This window comes from Streptomyces sp. NPDC001373 (assembly GCF_042895815.1).
Classification (GTDB): domain Bacteria; phylum Actinomycetota; class Actinomycetes; order Streptomycetales; family Streptomycetaceae; genus Streptomyces.
Genome location: NZ_JBIAWQ010000002.1, coordinates 196,671 through 216,280, shown reverse-complemented (window position 1 = coordinate 216,280; position 19,610 = coordinate 196,671). Strand labels below are relative to the sequence as shown.

The window sequence follows — 19,610 nt, the reverse complement described above, 5'->3', positions numbered from 1 at the left end:
CGTCGGGGGCCGACGGCAGCCGGGGGAGGGCCTGGGGGCGGGGGCTTCCAGGACACGCCGAAAGGGCGGGGCGGGGAGAAGGTTCCGCGCAGCGGCACACCCGCAGCCACCGCCGGACCGGCCCCGGCGTAAGCGGGGGGTAAGCGGGGTCCGACGGAACCCATATGGCCCCCGCATACTCAGGGGCATGAGCTACGACGCCATCGTCCTCGCCGGCGGCGCCGCCCGGCGCCTCGGCGGGGCCGACAAGCCCACCCTCCCGGTGGGCGGCCGCACCCTCCTCGACCGCGTCCTGGCGGCCTGCCAGGACGCCGCCGCCACCGTCGTCGTCGGCGGCCGCAGGCCCACCGCCCGCCCCGTCGACTGGACCCTGGAAGCCCCGCCCGGCGGCGGCCCGGTGGCCGCGCTCCAGGCCGGGCTGCGGCGGACGACCGCCGGGCTGGTCCTCGTACTCTCCGCCGACCTGCCCTTCCTCGACGGGGACACCGTCCGGTCCCTCCTCTCGTCGGCCGCCGCCGGCTCCGGGGACGGGGCCCTGCTCAGAGACTCCGAGGGCCGCGACCAGCCGCTCGTCGCCGCCTACCGCACCGAACCCCTGCGCCGCGAGATCGCCCTGCTCGCGACCGAGCACGGCACCCTTCACGGCCTCCCCCTGCGCGCGCTCACCTCCGAGCTGGACCTGGCCAGGGTCACCGCCGCCGCGCCACTCGCCTCCTTCGACTGCGACACCTGGGAGGACCTGGCGACGGCCCGTGCCCGGATCAGGGAGCATGGGAACGTGCTGGATCAATGGATCAACGCCGCCAAGAACGAGCTCGGCATCGACGTGGACGTCGACACCAAGACCCTGCTCGACCTCGCCCGTGACGCCGCGCACGGTGTCGCCCGGCCCGCGGCCCCGCTGACGACCTTCCTGGTCGGCTACGCGGCCGCACGCGCCGAGGCCGCCGGCGCGGACCCCGCCGAGGCCGTCGCCGAGGCCTCCCGGAAGGCAGCCGCCCTGGCTCTGCGCTGGGCGGCGGAGGCCGAATCCCCCGACGCCCGGCCCACCGACCCCGAGGGGAGCGGCTCTCCATGACCCGTACCGATGCCGACGGCGCCCTGGACGAGGCGCTCGCCCTGGTCAGCCGTACCTCCGCCGCCGACGGCGGGACCGGCGGGCACCGCGCCAGTGCCTGGCAGCGCGCCCGGGAGACCGCCGCCCTGGCGGGCACGACCGTCCGGGCCCGCAGCCACCGGGTGGCCCTCGCGGACGCGCTCGGCGAGGTACTGACCGGGTCCCTGGACGCCCTCGGCGACCTGCCGTCCTTCGACACCTCCGCCATGGACGGCTGGGCGGTCGCCGGGCCCGGCCCCTGGGTGATCCGCCCCGGCGACGGGATCCTGGCCGGGGGGACCGCAGACGCGTCCCCCGCACCCCTCGCCGACGGCGAGGCCGTCCGGATCGCCACCGGCGCCCGCATCCCCGCCGACACCACCGCGGTGATCCGCAGCGAACACGCCCGCGAGTCCGGCACCCAGCTGCACGCCACCCGCCCCGTCGGCACCGGCCAGGACATCCGCCCGCGCGGCCAGGAGTGCCGCTCCGGCGACCCGCTGCTCCCGGCCGGCTCCCTGGTGACCCCCGCCGTCCTGGGCCTGGCCGCGGCCGCCGGGTACGACGAGCTGGTCACCCGGCCCCGGCCGCGCGTGGAGATCCTCGTCCTCGGGGACGAGCTGCTCACGGAGGGCCTCCCGCACAACGGGCTGATCCGCGACGCGCTCAGCCCCATGCTGGGCCCCTGGATCACCCGCATCGGGGCCGAGGTGGTCTCCACCCGCCGGCTCGGGGACGACCCGGCCGGGGCCGAGGCCCTCTTCGAGGCGATCACCGGCTCCACCGCCGACCTGGTCGTCACGACCGGCGGCACCGCCTCCGGCCCCGTCGACCACGTCCACCCCGTACTGGAGCGGGCCGGCGCCGAGCTGCTCGTGGACGGGGTCGCCGTGCGCCCCGGACACCCGATGCTGCTGGCCCGCCTCGGCGACCGGACGGACGGCCGCCACGTGGTCGGCCTGCCCGGCAACCCCCTCGCGGCCGTGTCCGGCCTGCTGACCCTCGCCGAGCCGCTGCTGCGCGCCCTCGCCGGCCGCCGCCAGCGCCCGCGCTACGCCGTACCGGTGCAGGGCGACGTGCCGGGGCACCCGTACGACACCCGGCTGGTGCCGGTCCTGCTGACCGACGAGCACGCGGTACCGCTGCGCTACAACGGCCCGGCGATGCTGCGCGGGGTGGCCGCCGCCGACGCGCTGGCCGTCGTACCGCCGCACGGCGCGCGGAACGGGCAGGAACTGGAGGTCCTCGACCTGCCGTGGGCCGCCGGGGGATGTTTCACGTGAAACTGCACGGTCAGGACGCGATGGCGCGCGGCGCCGACGAGAGGCTCGTCTCACGCCGCATCAAACTGCCCAAGCGGGTGGTGGAAAGACCGCTGCGCCAGGTCGCCAAACGGCTGCTGATGGCGCTGTTCGTGCTCTGCCTGACGGTCCTGATCGTCTGGCTCGACCGGGACGGCTACCACGACAACGCCAACGACGAGGTCGACCTCCTCGACTGCGTCTACTACGCGACGGTCACCCTGTCGACGACCGGATACGGCGACATCGTCCCGTACAGCGACAGCGCGCGGCTGGTCAACATCCTGCTGATCACCCCGCTGCGCGTGCTGTTCCTGATCATCCTGGTCGGCACCACCCTGGAGGTCCTGACCGAACGCACCCGGGAAGAATGGCGGTTGAACCGCTGGAGGAAGAACTTGCGCGAGCACACGGTCGTCGTCGGCTTCGGCACCAAGGGCCGCTCGGCGCTCCAGACGCTGTTGGCGACCGGCCTCCAGAAGGAGCAGGTCGTCATCGTCGACCCCAGCGCCAAGGTCGTCGACATGGCCAACGCGGAGGGGTTCACGGGGGTCGTCGGCGATGCCACCCGCTCGGACGTCCTGCTGCGCGCCGAGCTCCAGAAGGCCCGTCAGATCATCATCGCCACCCAGCGGGACGACACCGCGGTCCTCGTCACGCTGACGGCCCGGCAGCTCAACCGGGGCGCGCGGATCGTGACCGCGGTCCGTGAGGAGGAGAACGCGCCGCTGCTGAAGCAGTCCGGCGCCGACGCCGTCATCACGAGCGCGAGCGCCGCCGGGCGGCTGCTGGGACTGTCCGTGCTGAGCCCGAGGGCGGGCGCGGTGATGGAGGACCTCATCCACCAGGGCAGCGGCCTGGACCTGATCGAACGGCCCGTCAACCGGTCCGAGGCCGGGCTGGGCGTGCGGGAGACGGGGGACCTGGTGGTCAGCGTGGTGCGCGGGCACCGGCTGCTCGCCTACGACGATCCGCAGGCGAGCCCGCTCCGGCTGACCGACCGGGTGATCACCATCGTGCGGGCGACCCCGCAGACGACCCCTCAGGTCACCCTCGGCCCGGCGGAGTAGCGGGCGCGGTAGATTCCGGGCCATGCATGCGATCACCATCGAGCAGCCGGGCGGCCCCGAGGCCCTCGTCTGGGCCGACGTACCCGATCCGGTGGCGGGCGAGGGCGAGGTGCTCGTCGAGGTCGCGGCGAGCGCCGTGAACCGCGCCGACGTCCTGCAGCGGCAGGGCTTCTACGATCCGCCGCCGGGGGCCTCGCCCTATCCCGGCCTGGAGTGCTCCGGACGCGTCGCCGCCGTGGGGCCGGGAGTGTCCGGCTGGGCGGTGGGCGACGAGGTGTGCGCACTGCTGTCGGGCGGCGGGTACGCGCAGAAGGTCGCCGTGCCGGCGGGCCAGCTGCTGCCGGTCCCGCAGGGCGTGGACCTGGTGGCGGCGGCCGCGCTGCCGGAGGTGGTCGCGACGGTGTGGTCCAACGTGTTCATGGTCGCGGGGCTGCGGCCGGGCGAGACCCTGCTCGTGCACGGCGGTTCGAGCGGCATCGGCACCATGGCGGTCCAGCTGGGCAAGGCCGTGGGCGCGCGGGTGGCGGTGACGGCGGGCGGCAAGGAGAAACTGGAGCGCTGCGCGGAGCTGGGCGCGGACATCCTGATCGACTATCGCGAGCAGGACTTCGTGGAGGAGCTGCGGACCGCGACGGGCGGCGCCGGGGCGGACGTGATCCTGGACATCATGGGCGCGAAGTACCTGGACCGGAACCTGGAGGCCCTGGCCGTGAACGGCCGGCTGGCCGTGATCGGCTTCCAGGGCGGGGTGACGGCGGAACTCGACCTGCGCAAGCTCCTGGCGAAGCGGGGGGCCATCACGGCGACCTCGCTGCGCGCCCGCCCGCTGGAGGAGAAGGCGGCCATCATCGCGGCGGTGCGGGAGCACGTGTGGCCCCTGATCGGCGCGGGCCGCGTCCGGCCGGTGGTCCACGCGACGTATCCGATCACGGAAGCGGCGGAGGCCCACCGGGTCCTGGAGTCGAGCTCGCACGTGGGCAAGATCCTCCTGACGGTCTGAGGGCCTCCCGAGGCCCACGGGAGGCTCCCGGGAGCCCTCGGCCCGACGGTCCGGCACGGTCGGCGGAGAACGGCGGCGGCCAGCCCCTCCGGAGGCGGGGAGGGCCACCGTCCGGGCCGTCCTCCGCCCGGCGGCCTGGACCCCGCCGCCCCTGCCCCTTGCCCGACGGGCGGGCCGCCCGCCCGCGCCCGGCTACAGACCGCGCAGCAGGACCGCCGGGTTCTCCACGCAGTCCGCGACGTAGCGGAGGAAGCCCCCCGCCGCGCCCCCGTCGCAGACCCGGTGGTCGAACGTCAGCGACAGCTGGACGACCTGACGGACGGCCAGCTCGCCGCGGTGCACCCACGGCTTCGGGACGATCCGCCCGACGCCCAGCATGGCCGCCTCCGGGTGGTTGATGATCGGCGTGGAGCCGTCCACCCCGAAGACCCCGTAGTTGTTCAGGGTGAACGTCCCGCCCGTCAGGTCGGACGGGGCCAGTTTCCCGGCCCGGGCCAGCTCCGTCAGCCGGGCGAACTCCGCCGACAGGGACTCGGGGCTGCGCGTGTGGGCGTCCCGGACGACCGGGACCATCAGCCCGCGCTCGGTCTGGGCGGCGAAGCCCAGGTGGACCGCGGGGAGCCGGACGATCTCGTTCGCCGCGAGGTCCACCGTGGAGTTGAGCTCCGGATACCGCGCCAGCGCGGCCGTGCAGATCCGGGCCAGCAGCGCGAGCACCGAGATCTTCGGGCCGTCCACCGCGTTCATCGCGGCCCGCGCCGCCATCAGCTCGGTGGCGTCCGCGTCGACCCAGCAGGTGGCCTCGGGGATCTCGCGCCGGCTGCGCGAGAGCTTCTCCGCCACGGCGCCGCGCAGCCCCTTGAGCGGGATGCGCTCGCCCCGCGCGGCCACCGCCACGGGGGCGGCCACGGGCGCGGGTGCGGCCACGGGCGCGGGTGCGGCCACGGGGGCCCGGAGCGCGGCTTCCACGTCGGCCCGCAGGATCAGGCCCTCCGGCCCGGATCCGCGCAGCGCCCGAAGGTCGACGCCGTTGTCCCGGGCCAGCTTGCGCACCAGCGGCGAGATGACGGGCACCGGCCCGGCGGGAGCCGCCGGGGCCGGGGCCGCGACCGGGACAGGGACCGGTGCAGCGACCGGGGCCGCGGCGGGCGCCGACACCGCGCTGGTGACGGGTCGCACCCGCCGCCGACGCGCCGGGCGCGAGTGGTCCGAGCCGTACCCGATCAGAGGCCGGGGCGCGTTGGCGGAGCCTTCGGCATCCGCCTCGGCGACCGGGGCCTGCGGAGCCCCGGCGGGCGCCGACTCCGCACCCACCGCCACGGTGATCAGCGGGGCGCCGACCGGCAGCTCCTCGCCCTCCTCGCCGAACCGGGCGGTGACCACACCGCCGTACGGGCAGGGCACCTCCACCATCGCCTTGGCCGTCTCGACCTCGACGACCGGCTGGTCGATGGCGACGACGTCGCCCACCGCCACCAGCCACCGCACGATCTCGGCCTCGGTCAGCCCCTCGCCGAGGTCGGGCAGCTTGAATTCCATGACCTGCGCCATCAGTTCTCCCACTGCAGGCGGGCCACCGCGTCCAGGATCCGCTCCACACCGGGCAGGTGGTGCTTCTCCAGCATCGGCGGCGGGTACGGGATGTCGAAGCCCGTCACGCGCAGCACCGGCGCCTCCAGGTGGTGGAAGCAGCGCTCGGTCACCCGGGCCGCGATCTCCGCACCCGGGCCGCCGAAGCCGCCGGCCTCGTGGACCACGACCGCGCGCCCGGTGCGGCGCACGGAGGCGACGACCGTCTCCTCGTCGAAGGGGACGAGGGAGCGCAGGTCCACGACCTCCAGGTCCCAGCCCTCCTCACGGGCCGCCTCGGCCGCCTCCAGGCAGACCGGCAGCGAGGGCCCGTAGGTGATCAGGGTGGCGCTCGTACCGGCCCGGCGGACCAGGGCCTCGCCGATGCCCGGCACGGGCGCGGGCGCCTCCGGCGACCACTGCGACTTGGACCAGTAGAGCCGCTTCGGCTCCAGGAAGACCACGGGGTCGTCACTGGCGATGGAGGCGCGCAGCAGCCCGTACGCGTCCTCGACGGTCGCCGGGGTGACGACCGTCAGGCCCGGCGTGGCCGTGTAGTACGCCTCGGAGGAGTCGCAGTGGTGCTCGACGCCGCCGATGCCGCCGCCGTACGGCACGCGGATGGTGATCGGCAGCGGCATGGCGCCCCGCGTGCGGTTGCGCATCTTCGCCACGTGCGAGATGAGCTGCTCGAACGCCGGGTAGGCGAACGCGTCGAACTGCATCTCCACGACCGGCCGCAGCCCGTACATGGCCATGCCGACCGCGGTGCCGAGGATGCCGGCCTCCGCGAGCGGGGTGTCCGTGACCCGGTCCTCGCCGAACTCCTTCGCGAGCCCGTCGGTGATCCGGAAGACCCCGCCGAGCGTCCCGACGTCCTCGCCCATCACGTGGACCGTCGGGTCCTCGGCCATCGCGTCCCGCATGGCCCGGGTCAGCGCCTGCGCCATCGTCGCGGGCTTGACCCCCTGCTGAGCCACCGTGGTCATGCGTCACCTTCCGCTTCCAGTTCGGCGCGCAGCATGGCCGCCTGCTCGCGCAGCCGGCCGGTCTGCTCGGCGTAGACGTGCGCGAAGAGGTCCATCGGGTCCAGTACGGGCTCGGCGTTCATCCGCTCGCGGAGGTCCGCCGCCATCGCCTCGGCCGCGTCGCGCGCCTCCCGGACGCCGGACTCGTCGAGCCAGCCGCGCGCCGTGAGCTCGCGCTCCAGCAGCTCCACCGGGTCGTGCGCCTTCCAGGCCTCGACCTCGGAGTCGGACCGGTAGCGGGTCGCGTCGTCGGCGTTCGTGTGGGCCTCCATCCGGTAGGTGACGGCCTCGATCAGGGTCGGGCCGCCGCCCGAGCGCGCCCGCTTCACGGCCTCGGTGAGGACCTCGTGCAGCGCGGCGGCGTCGTTCCCGTCGACCAGCCGGCCGGGCATCCCGTACCCCACGGCCTTGTGGGCCAGGGTCGGGGCGGCCGTCTGCTTGGCGAGCGGGACGGAGATGGCGAAGCCGTTGTTCTGGACCAGGAAGACCACCGGGGCCTGCCAGACGGCCGCGAAGTTCAGCGCCTCGTGGAAGTCGCCCTCGCTGGTGCCGCCGTCGCCGACCATGGCGAGCGCGACGACCTCGTCCCCGCGCAGCCGCGCGGCGTGCGCCACGCCGACCGCGTGCGGGAGCTGGGTGGCGAGCGGGGTGCACAGCGGGGCTATGCGCAGCTCGCGCGGGTCGTAGCCGGTGTGCCAGTCGCCACGCAGCAGCGTGAGCGCCTGGACGGGGTCCAGTCCGCGCGCCACGGCCGCGAGGGTGTCGCGGTAGCTCGGGAAGAGCCAGTCCTGCTCCTCCAGGACCAGCGCGGCCGCGATCTCTGCGGCCTCCTGCCCGACGGTGGAGGGGTACACGGCGAGACGGCCCTGCCGGGTCAGCGCGGTGGCCTGGGCGTTGTAGCGGCGGCCCCGCACCAGCTCGGCGTAGTAGCGGCGCATCAGCGCGGGGTCGAGGTGCTCGGCCGCCGCGGTGCCCAGGACCCGGTAGGGCTCCGGGTCCGGAAGCAGCGGAGCGGCCTCCGTGCGGGGCCTCCAGGCGGGCGGCGGGGTGACTCGGTGGGACGCACCGGCACCGGGCAGCTCTTGGACCGTCATGGCGGCGTACACCTCCTCGTGGGAAGCGGGCAGGGCGGGCCCCCGGTTGTGGGGTGCCTCACCTACCGATTGTTCGGTCGTCGGCGCAATTTGGCTACAGGCGCCTTCAGGCTGTGGACAAACTGGCGACGGGGCCCTGGGATGGGTGCAGGACGTCCAGGAGAGGGAGGCAGTGGGCAATGCCGGATGAACAAATGGCCGGAACGGGCTCCGTACCGGCTTCACCGGGGGGTGCCCCGGCCGCTCCGGCGGCACCGCCGGTTCCCGTCCCGCCGGTGGTACCGGCGCCGCCCGTGCCGCCCCGCCCCCTCGACCCGATCGACCGGTCGATCATGCGCCTGCTCCAGGCGGACGGCCGGGCGTCGATACGGTCGGTGGCCGAGCAGGTGCACGTCTCGCGCGCGAACGCGTACGCCCGGATCAACCGGCTGATCGACGACGGGGTGATCCGCGGGTTCACAGCCCGGGTGAACCACGAACGGGCAGGTCAGGGGGCATCGGCCTATATCACCCTGAAGATCGTCCAGAACTCTTGGCGGACGGTGCGCGAAAAGCTGCGCGAGCTGCCGGGGGCCGCCCACATCGCCCTCGTGAGCGGGGATTTCGACGTCCTGCTGCTGGTCCACACGGCGGACAACCGCACGCTGCGGGAGCTGGTGCTGACGCGTCTGCAGTCCATCCCTGAGGTGCTGTCCACCCGCACGCTGCTGGTCTTCGAGGAGACGGACCTGCTGGACCCGGGCCCCGCCGGCGGCCCGGCGCTCACGGAGGACTGAGGACGCCCGCGGAGGGCCGGAAAGGGGGGAGGGGGGAAGGGGAAAGGGGGCCGGAATCCGGACCCCCCTTCCCCCGCCGCTCCCGCTAGGACTTCGCGCGCAGGCCGTCCAGGGCCATGCTGACCACGGCGTCCGCGAGCTGGTCGGGGGTCGTGCCCGGGTGCGGGCGGTACCACTCGACCAGTGAGTTGACCATGCCGAAGAGCAGGCGGGTGGCCAGCCGGATGTCCACGTCCGCCCGCAGGTCCCCGTCCGCGGCGGCGGCCTTGAGCAGCTCGGCGACCTGGTGGTCGAACTCGCGGCGGCGCTCCAGGGCCCAGCGCTCGGTGCGGGTGTTGCCCCGCACCCGCAGCAGGAGGGTGACGTACGGGAGCTCCGCGACCAGGACCTCGACCGTGCGGCGGGTGACGTACTCGACGCGCGCGACCGCGCGACCGCGCAGGGCGCCCGGCTCCTCCAGGACCGCGAAGAGCTCGTCCAGCGCCCGGCTGACGGCCCGGTGCAGCAGCTCCTCCTTGCCCGCCACGTGGTGGTAGATCGAGGACTTGGAGATCCCGGCGGCCTTGGAGAGGTGCTCCATGGAGGTGCCGTCGTAGCCGCGCTCGTTGAAGACCTGCACCGCCACCGACAGCAGCGTCTCGGGGGTGTAGGTGTCGCGCCTGGCCGTGGTCATCCGGCGACCTCCTCCGCCGCCTCTGCGGCGGCCTCCTCCGCTTCGCCGTCGTCCGCGTAGCCCAGTTTGAAGAGGGCCAGCGAGGGGGCGTAGCGGCCGCCGGGGCAGCGCTCGTCGAGGTGGTGCAGGAGGTCGTACGCCCAGTCCCGGCCGACCCGCGCGTGCCATTCGGAGGGGCCCAGCGGGTAGTTGACGCCGAGCCGCATCGCGGTGTCGATGTCCTCGGCGGAGGCCACCCCGCGCGCCACGGCGTCGGCGGTGAGGTCGATCAGCATGGCCACGGTCCGGGCGACGATCATGCCGGGGACGTCCCCGATGACGGAGACCTCCTTGCCAAGCCGCTGGAAGAGGCCGACGGCCTCGGCGAGGGTGCGCTCGCTGGTGTCCTCGCTGACCGACAGGGCGATCCGGGTGGCCTCGCGGTAGTCCAGCGCGAGGTCGAAGTAGACGACGTCGGTGAACTCGACCGCGGTCCTGCCGTCGGCGAGCACCAGCTGGCCCTCGCCGGGCAGCTGGATGTACGGGCCGCCGTGCGCGGTGGAGGTCACCGCGATGCCGGCCTCCTCGATGAGCCCCGCCAGGGCGGCGGCCGGTCCGAGGTCGCCGACGACGGACACCTTCTCCGGCGCCTTCTGCGGCTCGGCGTTGCGCGGGGCGGGCGGCTGGGCGCCCTCGCCGTACGGGTACCAGCCGTGCCCGGACTTGCGGCCGAGGCGGCCCGACTGGACCAGCCGGCGCTGCGCGAGCGAGGGGGTGAACTTGGGGCTGCGGAAGAAGGACTCCCACACCGAGCGGGTGACGGCCTCGTTGACGTCCTGGCCGATCAGGTCGGTCAGGGCGAACGGGCCCATCTTGAAACCGCCGCTCTCGCGCAGGACGGCGTCGATGGTCGCGGGGTCGGCGCCCTGCTCCTCGTACACGGCGAAGGCTTCCGCGTAGAAGGGGCGGGCGATCCGGTTGACGATGAATCCGGGGGTGTCGGCGCAGCGGACCGGGGTCTTCCCCCAGCCCAGGACCGTGCGGTACGCGCGTTCGGCGGCGGCCGGGTCCGTGGCGGAGCCGCTCACCACCTCGACGAGGGGGAGCAGCGGGGCCGGGTTGAAGAAGTGCAGGCCGAGGAAGCGGCCGGGGTGCGCCAGACCGGCGGCGAGTTCGGTGACGGAGAGGGAGGAGGTGTTGGTGGCCAGCAGGGCGTCCGGCGAAACCACCTCTTCGAGTGCGGCGAAGAGGGCGTGCTTGACGGTGACGTCCTCGACGACGGCCTCGATGACCAGGGCGGCGTCGGCGAGGTCGGCCAGGCCCTCGGCCGCCCCGATCCGGCCGGCGGCCTCCTCGGCCTCGGCGCGGTCGAGGCGGCCCTTGGCGGCCATCCGCTCGACGCGGTCGCGCACGAGGGCGGCCCCGGTGGCGGCGAGGGCGGCGTCGATGTCGTGGATCAGCACGCGGTGGCCTGCGAGGAGGGCCACCTGGGCGATGCCCTGACCCATGGTGCCGGCGCCGACGACCGCCACAGTGCGGGACCGCTCGATTGCTGTCATGTCCTGATCCTCCCGCACCGGGTTGTCCACAGGTCCTGCCGGGCCCTCTTGTCCCGACCGATCGTTCGGTTACTCTAACTCCAGTCTGCTCTTCTTCACCCGCCCCTGCCTGATCTCACGCTGAGAACCAGCCTGATCCTGCCCGGCTCAACGAGGAGTTGGTCCCTGATGGCCGCCGAGCTCACCCTCTCCCAGCTCACCGAGAAGCACCGGCCCACGCTGGACCAGGCGCTGGCTGCCATCCGCAGCCGCGCCTACTGGTCCCCGCACCCCGAGCACCCCAAGGCCTACGGGGAGACCGCCCCGGCCGACGGGCTCGCCGCCTTCGAGGCCGTCCGCGGCACCCGCTTCGACCTCGACCAGCCCGGCACCGACGGCTGGACCGGCGGCGAGGTCTCGCCGTACGGCCCGGAGCTGGGCGTGGAGTACCCGCACGCCGACGTGGACGTCCTGCTGCCCGCCATGAAGGCCGGCATGGGCGCCTGGCGCGACGCCGGACCCGCGGCCCGCGCCGCGGTCTGCATCGAGATCCTCTCCCGCATCTCCGCCCGCACCCACGAGTTCGCGCACGCGGTGATGCACACCAGCGGCCAGGCGTTCATGATGGCGTTCCAGGCGGGCGGCCCCCACGCGCAGGACCGCGGCCTGGAGGCCGTCGCCTACGCGTACGAGGAGCAGACCCGGGTCCCCGGCCAGGCGGACTGGTCCAAGCCGCAGGGCAAGCGCGACCCGCTGGAGCTCGGCAAGACCTTCACGGCGGTGCCGCGCGGCGTCGCGCTGATGATCGGCTGCAACACGTTCCCCACCTGGAACGGCTACCCCGGCCTGTTCGCCTCCCTGGCCACCGGCAACGCCGTCCTGGTCAAGCCGCACCCGCGCGCCGTCCTCCCGCTGGCGCTGACCGTCAAGGTGGCCCGCGAGGTGCTCGCCGAGGCGGGCTTCGACCCGAACCTGGTCGCGCTGGCCGTCGAGCGGCCGGGCGAGGGCATCGCCAAGACCCTCGCGGTCCGCCCCGAGATCAAGCTGATCGACTACACGGGTTCGACGGAGTTCGGCGACTGGCTGGAGGCCAACGCCCGCCAGGCGCAGGTCTACACGGAGAAGGCCGGCGTCAACACGGTCGTCGTCGACTCGACCTCCGACTACAAGGGCATGCTGTCCAACCTGGCCTTCTCGCTGTCCCTCTACAGCGGCCAGATGTGCACCACCCCGCAGAACCTGCTGATCCCGCGCGAGGGCATCGAGACGGACGCCGGCCACAAGTCGTACGACGAGGTCGTCGCCGACCTCGCCGCCTCGGTCGGCGGCCTGCTGGGCGACGACGCCCGGGCCAACGCTCTGCTGGGCGCGCTGGTCAACCCGGACGTCAAGGCGCGCCTGGAGGCCGCGGCGGGTCTGGGCGAGGTCGCGCTGGCCTCCCGCGAGGTGGCCAACCCCGAGTTCCCGGACGCGGTCGTGCGCACCCCGGTGATCGTGAAGCTGGACGCCGGCAAGCCGGACCCGGAGGCGGCGTACCTGTCGGAGTGCTTCGGCCCGGTCTCCTTCGCGGTGGCGGTGGACTCCACCGCCGACGCCCTGGAGCTGCTGCGCCGCACGGTGCGGGAGAAGGGCGCGATGACGGTGGGCGCCTACACCACCTCGGCGGACACCGAGCGGGCGATCGAGGAGGTCTGCCTGGAGGAGTCGGCGCAGCTGTCGCTGAACCTGACGGGCGGGGTCTACGTGAACCAGACCGCGGCCTTCTCCGACTTCCACGGCTCGGGCGGCAACCCGGCGGCGAACGCCGCGCTGTGCGACGGGGCGTTCGTCTCCAACCGCTTCCGCGTGGTGGAGGTCCGCCGCCAGGCGTAGCCCTCAGGACCGGGGCCCTCCCCAGTGGAAGAGGGTCATCGCCACGCTGGTGGCCAGGTTGTAGCTGGAGACCTGGGGCCGCATCGGGAGGGACACCAGGTGGTCCGCCCGGGCACGCAGCTCGGGCGAGATCCCGTGGCGCTCGGAGCCGAAGGCCAGCAGGGCGTCGTCCGGGAGGGTGAGGGCGCGGATGTCCTCGCCCTCCGGGTCCAGCGCGTACACGGGCCCGGGCGGCAGCTCCTCCAGCTCCAGCCGGTCCACGGTGGTCGCGTAGTGCAGCCCGGCCCCGGCACGGACCACGTTGGGGTGCCAGGGGTCGAGGTCGCCCCGGGTCACCACGCCGGTGGCGCCGAAGCCCGCGGCGAGGCGGACGACGGCGCCGACGTTGCCGAGGTTGCGTGGGTTGTCGAGCAGGACGATCGGCGCGGGCCGGGGCATGCGCGCCAGGGCGGCCCGCCCGGCGTCCCGGTCGGGCCGGACGGCGAGGGCCGCGACGCCGGTGGGGTGCACGCGGGGCAGCAGCTCCTTGAGCGGCCCCTGGCGCAGCAGCCGCGCCACCGCCTCCTCCACGTCGGGCGCGAGCTCGGCGGCGAGCGCCCGCACCCGCTCGGGCTCGTCGGCGACGACGGCCACCACCTCGGCCCCGAACCGCAGCGCGTGCTTCAGCGCATGGAACCCGTCCAGCAACACGACATCGTCCCGCCCGGCCGCCCCGGCCCACTCCCGCACCACACTCATACCCCCGACCCTAAGGCCCGGCCGGGCGGCGCCGGGCCGCCGCTGCGCGGAGCGCCCCCCTACCCGGCCTTCCACCGTTCTCCGGGCTCCGCCCGGACCCGTTCCGGGTGCTCCGCGCCCGTCGCCCGAACGCCGACGGGGCTGGAGTCGCAGCGGCTATCCGGCCTCGCCGGCGTTGGGGGCGCGGGGGTCCGGGGGCGGAACCACCAGAAGCGGGGGCCGGGGCGGAGCCCCGGGAAGCGGAGGAAGGGCGGGGCGGGAAGCCGCTCCGCGCAGCGGCACCCGCAGCGCGCAGGCCCGCGCCCCCACCCACACCAGGAACCCGGTCGGCAGGAACACCGCATCGGCGGCGATCATCGCCAAGGAGAAGAACGGCAGCCCCAGCAGCACCGCGATCCCCGCGTGCTCCAGCATCATCACCGCCAGCAGCACGTTCTTGACCCGCCGGTTGAACAGCGTGAACGGGAACGCGACCTGCACCACCACGGTCCCGTAGGTCAGCAGCATCACCGCCACCCCGCTGCCCGCCAGCACCCCCGACAGCCCCGGCCACGGGGAGAAGTAGTCCAGCCGCAGCGGGTAGTACAGCGCGGTCCCGTCCTGCCAGCGTGAGCCCTGGATCTTGTACCAGCCCGCAGTCGCGTAGATCAGGCACACCTCCGCCGTGATCACGAGCATCCCGGCGTTGTGCAGCAGATTGGCGAGCACGTCCAGGGCGGCCCGCCGCTCGCCCTCAGGCTCGTACCGCTCGGCCAGCCACCACAGCAGGGCCCCCGCCCACAGCGCCGCGAACACGGCCGCCCAGCCGTCGCTCAGCCGCCCGCCGAGCACCGCCCAGGCGAGGAGCGCGCCCAGCACGCCCCACAGCGCCGGTCCGGCCGGCCCCGCCGCGGCGCTGCCGCGCAGCCGGGCCCGCCGCGCGTCCAGCGACCAGACCTGCGCGCAGCGCGTGAGCACCAGGTAGACGGCCATCAGGTGGATGACGTTGTCGCCGCCGTCGCCCATGAACACGCTGCGGTTCTGCAGCGACAGCACCCCGACCATGAACAGCACGGACGTCGCCCGGGTCCGCCAGCCCAGCGCCAGCAGCGCGCTCGCGGCCACGGCGAGGCCGTAGACGAGCTCGAACCACCACCCGGACGCGGACCACAGCAGCACCGTGAAGGCGTGGTTGCCGGCGAGCAGCCGCTCGGCGAGCTGCCAGCTCCACGGCCCGTCGGGCCCGTACAGCTCCTGGCGGTGCGGGAACTCGCGCAGCAGGAAGAACAGCCAGGTCCCGGCGAAGCCGATGCGTACGACGGCGCTCTGGTACGGGCCGAGGGCCTGGCCGCTGACCTGCGCGAGCGCCCGCCTCAGACGGTCCACCACGGCAGCTCCCGGTAGTACGTCTGGGTGTCCGTCTTCTCCCCGCTCCAGGCAGGCGCGGCCACCGAGCGCGTCGCCGAGCGCAGCTGGACCCGTACGATCCGGTCCCCGCCGGGGAGTCCCGCCCCCAGCCGGCCGCCGGCGATCCGCTTCAGGTAGGCCTCGGACAGCTCGCCGCGGTCGGCGTTGGTCGCCTTGTTGTCGTCGTCGTGGGAGCCGGTGAAGAAGTCCCAGGCCCGGCGTAGCTCGTTCTGCCGGGTGTGGCTCGGCAGCGGGCTGTGCCGGATGGCGGCGGCGTCCTCGGCGGACAGGTCCCGCCAGTCCGTGGTGACGAGGGCGCCGGCGGCGGTGCGGACCTGGGCGCGGGCCTCCACGGCGATGTTCTGCTGGAGCGGGTTGGGGGCGAAGAGCCTCCAGTTCTGCTCGAACTCGGGGTAGATCCAGCCGTCGACCAGGCCCGCGTGCCGCTTGCTCAGCGTGTTGGAGGGGGCGACGTGCAGGAAGACCAGCCCCAGGTGCAGGCAGGCGGCGACGGCCAGCGCGCCGGTGACCAGCGCCGCGAGAACCCGGTACGGGAGGGACAGCCCGGCGATCCCGGGCGCCCGGGGAGGGGCCGTGCCGGGCCCGTCCCCGCGCTCGCGCTCGTTCGCGTCCATCCCGCCCCGATCATCCGGCGTCCACAGGCTTGCCCACAGAGGTTGACACCCTACGGGCCGCCGTCTCACCATTGAAGAGGATGAACCGAACGATCGGTCGGTCGGGCGGACGGCAGACTCGGACGCAGATTCGGACAGGGAGCCGTGATGGTCGCAGTGACTCCGGAGACGGGGACGTCGGGCGGGGTGGACGGAGGGTCCGCCGGCCTCGGCGCGCAGCTGAGGGCGGACTTCGACGCCGCCGTCGCGGCGGAGGAGCGCGTGGAGCCGCGCGACTGGATGCCCGAGGAGTACCGCGCCTCCCTGGTCCGGCAGATGGCACAGCACGCCCACTCCGAGATCATCGGCATGCAGCCCGAGGCCAACTGGATCACCCGCGCGCCCTCGCTGCGCCGCAAGGCGATCCTGATGGCCAAGGTCCAGGACGAGGCGGGGCACGGCCTCTACCTCTACAGCGCCGCCGAAACCCTCGGCACCAGCCGGGACGAGCTGCTCGACAAGCTCCACTCCGGCAGGCAGAAGTACTCCTCGATCTTCAACTACCCGACTCTGACCTGGGCGGACGTCGGCGCCATCGGCTGGCTCGTGGACGGCGCGGCGATCACCAACCAGGTGCCGATCTGCCGCTGCTCCTACGGCCCCTACGCCCGCGCGATGGTCCGGATCTGCAAGGAGGAGTCCTTCCACCAGCGCCAGGGCTACGAGCTGCTCCTCGCCCTCTCCCAGGGCACCGAGGCCCAGCACGCCATGGCCCAGGACGCCGTGAACCGCTGGTGGTGGCCGTCCCTGATGATGTTCGGCCCGCCGGACGACGAGTCGGTCCACAGCGCCCAGGCGATGGCCTGGCGGATCAAGCGCCACTCCAACGACGAGCTGCGCCAGCGCTTCGTCGACATCGCCGTCCCGCAGGCCGAGTCCCTGGGCCTGACCCTGCCCGACCCGGACATCCGGTGGAACGAGGAGCGCGGGCACCACGACTTCGGCGCCATCGACTGGGCCGAGTTCTGGGACGTGCTCAAGGGCAACGGCCCCTGCAACGAGCAGCGCATCAGCCAGCGGCGCAAGGCCCACGAGGAAGGCGCCTGGGTCCGCGAAGCGGCCACGGCGTACGCGCAGAAGCACACCGGCACCGGACGAGAGGTACAGGCATGACGCAGAACTGGCCCCTGTGGGAGGTGTTCGTGCGCTCGCGCCGCGGCCTCTCGCACACGCACGCGGGCAGCCTGCACGCCCCCGACGCCGAGATGGCCCTGCGCAACGCACGCGACCTCTACACGCGGCGCAGCGAAGGCGTCTCCATCTGGGTCGTTCCCTCCGCGGAGATCACGGCCTCCTCCCCGGACGAGCGGGACCCGTTCTTCGCCCCGTCCGCCGACAAGCCCTACCGCCACCCGACCTTCTACGAGATCCCCGAGGGGGTGCGCCACCTGTGAGCACCGACACCACCACCCAGCCGGCGGTCACGGCAGCCGTCCTCGCCCTCGCGGACGATGCTCTGATCCTCTCCCACCGCCTCGGCGAATGGGCCGGCCACGCCCCCGTCCTGGAGGAGGAGGTCGCCCTCGCGAACATCGCGCTCGACCTGCTCGGCCAGGCCCGCGTCCTGCTCTCCATGGCGGGCGACGAGGACGAGCTGGCCTTCCTGCGCGAGGAGCGCGCCTTCCGCAACCTCCAACTGGTCGAACAGCCCAACGGGGACTTCGCCCACACCATCGCCCGCCAGCTGTACTTCTCCCTGTACCAGCACGAGCTGTACACGGAACTGGCCGCAGGCGACGGCCCGTTCGCCCCGCTGGCGGCCAAGGCCGTCAAGGAGACCGCCTACCACCGCGACCACGCCGAGCAGTGGACGCTGCGGCTCGGCGACGGCACGGAGGAGAGCCGCCGGCGCATGCGCGCGGCCCTGGACGGGCTGTGGAAGTACACCGGGGAGATGTTCCGCCCCGTCGAGGGCCTCGACGTGGACCCCGCCGCCCTGGAGGCCCGCTGGCTGGCCGCGCTGGGCGGCGTCCTGGAGCGGGCCGGACTGGACCTGCCCGAGGGCCCGCGCACGGGCGCCTGGACCGCCGGAGCCGGCCGCCAGGGCCTGCACACCGAGTCCTTCGGCCGGCTGCTCGCGGAGATGCAGCACCTGCACCGCAGCCACCCCGGAGCGTCGTGGTGACCGCCGCCGCCGGGGCGAGCCGCCTGGAGGCGGAGCTGGCCGAGCTGGCCGGCACCGTCCCGGATCCGGAGCTGCCCGTCCTGACCCTCGCCGAGCTGGGCGTCCTGCGCGGCGTGCGGATGCATGACGAGGGGTACGCCGAGGTGCTCCTGACTCCCACCTACACCGGCTGCCCTGCCATCGAGGCGATGTCCGCCGACATCGAGCGCGTCCTCACCGACCACGGCATACCCCGGGTGCGGGTCACCACCGTGCTCGCCCCCGCCTGGTCCACCGACGACATCAGCGCCGAAGGCCGCCGCAAGCTCGCCGCGTTCGGCATCGCCCCGCCCCGCCCGCACTCCGCCGGCGGACCGGTCCCGCTCACCCTGTCGGTGCGCTGCCCGAACTGCGGCTCCACCGACACCGAGCTGCTCAGCCGGTTCTCCTCCACGGCCTGCAAGGCGCTGCGCCGGTGCGTCGCCTGCCGCGAACCGTTCGACCACTTCAAGGAGCTGTAGATGGCCGCACCCCGCCACGGCGCGTTCCACCCCCTGACGGTGGCGGCGGTCGACCGGCTCACGGACGACTCGGTGGCGCTGACCCTGTCGGTGCCCGAGGAGCTGCGCACCGAGTACCGGCACGCCCCCGGCCAGCACCTGACGCTCCGCCGCAGGCCCGCCGAGGGCGCCGAGGTCCGCCGGACCTACTCGATCTGCTCCCCCGCCCCGTCCGCCGACGGCCCGGGCCCGGCCGAGCTGCGCGTGGGGGTGCGCCTGGTGGAGGGCGGCGAGTTCTCCACCTTCGCCCACAAGGAGATCGGCACCGGCGACGTGCTGGACGTGATGGTCCCGGCCGGGCGGTTCACCCTGGACCCGGCGGCCGCCCCGGCCTCGGCGCACTACGCGGCGATCGTCGGCGGCAGCGGCATCACCCCGGTCCTGTCGATCGCGGCCACCCTGCTCGCGGCCCGCCCCGACGCCCGGTTCTGCCTGGTGCGCAGCGACCGCACGGCGGCCTCCACGATGTTCCTGGAGGAGGTGGCCGACCTCAAGGACCGCTACCCGGACCGCTTCCAGCTGGTCACCGTCCTCTCCCGCGAGGAGCAGGAGGCCGGGCTGCCGTCCGGGCGGCTCGACGAGGCCCGCCTCACGTCCCTGCTGCCCGCGCTGCTGCCGGTCGGCGAGGTCTCGGGCTGGTTCCTGTGCGGCCCGTACGGGCTGGTGACGGGTGCGGAGCGGGCCCTGGCCGCGCTGGGCGTCGTACGGACCCGGGTGCACGAGGAGGTCTTCCACGTCGAGGAGACCGCCCCGCTGGACCCCGTGCGGTCCTCGACGCCGGTCGCGGCCCACGGGCGGGTCACCGCCCGGCTCGACGGCCGCTCGGGCACCTGGCCGGTGCAGGCCGGGGAGTCCCTGCTGGACGCCGTGCTGCGCAACCGCGCGGACGCCCCGTACGCCTGCAAGGGCGGGGTCTGCGGAACCTGCCGGGCGTTCGTGGTCTCGGGCGAGGTGCGCATGGACCGCAACTTCGCGCTGGAGGAGGAGGAGACGGAGGCCGGGTTCGTGCTGGCCTGCCAGTCCCACCCCGTGACGGAGGAAGTGGAGATCGACTTCGACCGCTGAGCCGCCCCGGCGGGCTGTGTTTCTGCCGCCTCCTGCTCTATCTTGACGCCCCGTCAGGTCCAGTGGCCGAGCCCGCTGGACCACAGC

The 19,610-nt window shown here is 74.1% G+C and carries 19 protein-coding genes; 11 read left to right on the top strand and 8 right to left on the bottom strand.

The features are described 5' to 3' along the window. Positions 1 to 187 precede the first annotated feature (187 nt). Genes ACFY15_RS06350 through ACFY15_RS06335 form a run of 4 tightly spaced genes read left to right on the top strand, consistent with a single transcriptional unit; the run spans position 188 to position 4,467 of the window. The gene (locus ACFY15_RS06350) at positions 188 to 1,078 is read left to right on the top strand and encodes an NTP transferase domain-containing protein (RefSeq protein ID WP_390686232.1); all 891 of its coding nucleotides are present in this window, start codon (positions 188 to 190) and stop codon (positions 1,076 to 1,078) included. Beyond that, on the top strand, positions 1,075 to 2,379 hold the full coding sequence (locus ACFY15_RS06345) for a molybdopterin molybdotransferase MoeA (protein WP_390686231.1): 1,305 nt from the start codon (positions 1,075 to 1,077) through the stop codon (positions 2,377 to 2,379). The genes ACFY15_RS06350 and ACFY15_RS06345 overlap by 4 nt, the downstream gene beginning before the upstream one ends. Next, the gene (locus ACFY15_RS06340; RefSeq protein ID WP_390825105.1) at positions 2,367 to 3,467 is read left to right on the top strand and encodes a potassium channel family protein; all 1,101 of its coding nucleotides are present in this window, start codon (positions 2,367 to 2,369) and stop codon (positions 3,465 to 3,467) included. The genes ACFY15_RS06345 and ACFY15_RS06340 overlap by 13 nt, the downstream gene beginning before the upstream one ends. 22 nt (positions 3,468 to 3,489) lie before the next feature. Next, a complete protein-coding gene (locus tag ACFY15_RS06335) occupies positions 3,490 to 4,467 on the top strand; it encodes an NAD(P)H-quinone oxidoreductase (RefSeq protein ID WP_390686229.1) in 978 nt (325 codons plus the stop codon). 192 nt (positions 4,468 to 4,659) lie between these two features. On the opposite strand, the gene ACFY15_RS06330 is transcribed toward ACFY15_RS06335, so the two are convergent. From ACFY15_RS06330 to pdhA, 3 genes are read right to left on the bottom strand one after another with little or no spacing between them, the layout of a single operon-like run. Further along, positions 4,660 to 6,018, bottom strand: a complete 1,359-nt coding sequence (locus ACFY15_RS06330; protein WP_390686228.1) for a dihydrolipoamide acetyltransferase family protein — start codon at positions 6,016 to 6,018, stop codon at positions 4,660 to 4,662. Next, entirely contained in the window at positions 6,018 to 7,025 is a 1,008-nt protein-coding gene (locus tag ACFY15_RS06325) for an alpha-ketoacid dehydrogenase subunit beta (RefSeq protein ID WP_390686227.1), read from the bottom strand. The genes ACFY15_RS06330 and ACFY15_RS06325 overlap by 1 nt, the downstream gene beginning before the upstream one ends. Then, a complete protein-coding gene (gene pdhA, locus ACFY15_RS06320; protein ID WP_366454150.1) occupies positions 7,022 to 8,158 on the bottom strand; it encodes a pyruvate dehydrogenase (acetyl-transferring) E1 component subunit alpha in 1,137 nt (378 codons plus the stop codon). The genes ACFY15_RS06325 and pdhA overlap by 4 nt, the downstream gene beginning before the upstream one ends. A 179-nt stretch (positions 8,159 to 8,337) precedes the next feature. Here pdhA and ACFY15_RS06315 point away from each other — a divergent pair, with 179 nt between their 5' ends. Continuing rightward, a complete protein-coding gene (locus tag ACFY15_RS06315) occupies positions 8,338 to 8,934 on the top strand; it encodes an Lrp/AsnC family transcriptional regulator (protein ID WP_390686226.1) in 597 nt (198 codons plus the stop codon). A gap of 85 nt (positions 8,935 to 9,019) precedes the next feature. Here the strand turns inward: ACFY15_RS06315 and ACFY15_RS06310 are convergent, their stop codons facing one another. After that, positions 9,020 to 9,607: a TetR/AcrR family transcriptional regulator gene (locus ACFY15_RS06310; protein ID WP_366454148.1), complete on the bottom strand. Its 588-nt coding sequence runs from the start codon at positions 9,605 to 9,607 to the stop codon at positions 9,020 to 9,022. Further along, on the bottom strand, positions 9,604 to 11,145 hold the full coding sequence (locus ACFY15_RS06305; protein WP_390825104.1) for a 3-hydroxyacyl-CoA dehydrogenase: 1,542 nt from the start codon (positions 11,143 to 11,145) through the stop codon (positions 9,604 to 9,606). The genes ACFY15_RS06310 and ACFY15_RS06305 overlap by 4 nt, the downstream gene beginning before the upstream one ends. 168 nt (positions 11,146 to 11,313) lie before the next feature. Between ACFY15_RS06305 and paaN the strand changes: the two genes are divergently transcribed. Then, positions 11,314 to 12,996, top strand: a complete 1,683-nt coding sequence (gene paaN / locus ACFY15_RS06300; RefSeq protein WP_390686224.1) for a phenylacetic acid degradation protein PaaN — start codon at positions 11,314 to 11,316, stop codon at positions 12,994 to 12,996. Between the two features lie 3 nt (positions 12,997 to 12,999). Here the strand turns inward: paaN and ACFY15_RS06295 are convergent, their stop codons facing one another. From ACFY15_RS06295 to ACFY15_RS06285, 3 genes are all read right to left on the bottom strand, one after another. Next, positions 13,000 to 13,734: a TrmH family RNA methyltransferase gene (locus tag ACFY15_RS06295; RefSeq protein WP_390686223.1), complete on the bottom strand. Its 735-nt coding sequence runs from the start codon at positions 13,732 to 13,734 to the stop codon at positions 13,000 to 13,002. Between the two features lie 156 nt (positions 13,735 to 13,890). Beyond that, complete coding sequence (locus ACFY15_RS06290; protein ID WP_390825187.1) at positions 13,891 to 15,150, bottom strand: HTTM domain-containing protein; 1,260 nt, start codon at positions 15,148 to 15,150, stop codon at positions 13,891 to 13,893. Further along, positions 15,087 to 15,755: a DUF5819 family protein gene (locus tag ACFY15_RS06285; RefSeq protein WP_390686221.1), complete on the bottom strand. Its 669-nt coding sequence runs from the start codon at positions 15,753 to 15,755 to the stop codon at positions 15,087 to 15,089. Before ACFY15_RS06285 ends, ACFY15_RS06290 begins: the two co-directional genes overlap by 64 nt. Before the next feature lie 147 nt (positions 15,756 to 15,902). Between ACFY15_RS06285 and paaA the strand changes: the two genes are divergently transcribed. Genes paaA through ACFY15_RS06260 form a run of 5 tightly spaced genes read left to right on the top strand, consistent with a single transcriptional unit; the run spans position 15,903 to position 19,523 of the window. Beyond that, positions 15,903 to 16,907, top strand: coding sequence for a 1,2-phenylacetyl-CoA epoxidase subunit PaaA (gene paaA, locus ACFY15_RS06280; protein ID WP_390686220.1), 1,005 nt, complete (start codon positions 15,903 to 15,905; stop codon positions 16,905 to 16,907). Next, on the top strand, positions 16,904 to 17,188 hold the full coding sequence (paaB, locus tag ACFY15_RS06275; RefSeq protein WP_351877754.1) for a 1,2-phenylacetyl-CoA epoxidase subunit PaaB: 285 nt from the start codon (positions 16,904 to 16,906) through the stop codon (positions 17,186 to 17,188). Before paaA ends, paaB begins: the two co-directional genes overlap by 4 nt. Next, positions 17,185 to 17,919, top strand: a complete 735-nt coding sequence (paaC, locus tag ACFY15_RS06270) for a 1,2-phenylacetyl-CoA epoxidase subunit PaaC (RefSeq protein ID WP_390825103.1) — start codon at positions 17,185 to 17,187, stop codon at positions 17,917 to 17,919. Before paaB ends, paaC begins: the two co-directional genes overlap by 4 nt. Continuing rightward, positions 17,913 to 18,419 (top strand): 1,2-phenylacetyl-CoA epoxidase subunit PaaD, encoded by a 507-nt coding sequence (gene paaD, locus ACFY15_RS06265; RefSeq protein WP_390686218.1) that lies wholly within the window; start codon positions 17,913 to 17,915, stop codon positions 18,417 to 18,419. Before paaC ends, paaD begins: the two co-directional genes overlap by 7 nt. Next, the gene (locus ACFY15_RS06260) at positions 18,420 to 19,523 is read left to right on the top strand and encodes a 2Fe-2S iron-sulfur cluster-binding protein (protein ID WP_390825102.1); all 1,104 of its coding nucleotides are present in this window, start codon (positions 18,420 to 18,422) and stop codon (positions 19,521 to 19,523) included. It begins immediately after the preceding gene. The last annotated feature ends 87 nt before the right edge of the window (positions 19,524 to 19,610 follow it).

Bases quoted from the DNA above. Each gene is read 5' to 3' on its own strand.
- ACFY15_RS06325 (WP_390686227.1), bottom strand. From the start codon at position 7,025: ATGACCACGGTGGCTCAGCAGGGGGTCAAGCCCGCGACGATGGCGCAG.
- ACFY15_RS06295 (WP_390686223.1), bottom strand. From the start codon at position 13,734: ATGAGTGTGGTGCGGGAGTGGGCCGGGGCGGCCGGGCGGGACGATGTC.
- ACFY15_RS06260 (WP_390825102.1), top strand. From the start codon at position 18,420: ATGGCCGCACCCCGCCACGGCGCGTTCCACCCCCTGACGGTGGCGGCG.
- pdhA (WP_366454150.1), bottom strand. From the start codon at position 8,158: ATGACGGTCCAAGAGCTGCCCGGTGCCGGTGCGTCCCACCGAGTCACC.
- ACFY15_RS06345 (WP_390686231.1), top strand. From the start codon at position 1,075: ATGACCCGTACCGATGCCGACGGCGCCCTGGACGAGGCGCTCGCCCTG.
- paaA (WP_390686220.1), top strand. From the start codon at position 15,903: ATGGTCGCAGTGACTCCGGAGACGGGGACGTCGGGCGGGGTGGACGGA.
- ACFY15_RS06285 (WP_390686221.1), bottom strand. From the start codon at position 15,755: ATGGACGCGAACGAGCGCGAGCGCGGGGACGGGCCCGGCACGGCCCCT.
- ACFY15_RS06335 (WP_390686229.1), top strand. From the start codon at position 3,490: ATGCATGCGATCACCATCGAGCAGCCGGGCGGCCCCGAGGCCCTCGTC.
- ACFY15_RS06315 (WP_390686226.1), top strand. From the start codon at position 8,338: ATGCCGGATGAACAAATGGCCGGAACGGGCTCCGTACCGGCTTCACCG.
- ACFY15_RS06350 (WP_390686232.1), top strand. From the start codon at position 188: ATGAGCTACGACGCCATCGTCCTCGCCGGCGGCGCCGCCCGGCGCCTC.
- paaN (WP_390686224.1), top strand. From the start codon at position 11,314: ATGGCCGCCGAGCTCACCCTCTCCCAGCTCACCGAGAAGCACCGGCCC.
- ACFY15_RS06305 (WP_390825104.1), bottom strand. From the start codon at position 11,145: ATGACAGCAATCGAGCGGTCCCGCACTGTGGCGGTCGTCGGCGCCGGC.
- ACFY15_RS06310 (WP_366454148.1), bottom strand. From the start codon at position 9,607: ATGACCACGGCCAGGCGCGACACCTACACCCCCGAGACGCTGCTGTCG.
- paaB (WP_351877754.1), top strand. From the start codon at position 16,904: ATGACGCAGAACTGGCCCCTGTGGGAGGTGTTCGTGCGCTCGCGCCGC.
- ACFY15_RS06330 (WP_390686228.1), bottom strand. From the start codon at position 6,018: ATGGCGCAGGTCATGGAATTCAAGCTGCCCGACCTCGGCGAGGGGCTG.
- ACFY15_RS06340 (WP_390825105.1), top strand. From the start codon at position 2,367: ATGTTTCACGTGAAACTGCACGGTCAGGACGCGATGGCGCGCGGCGCC.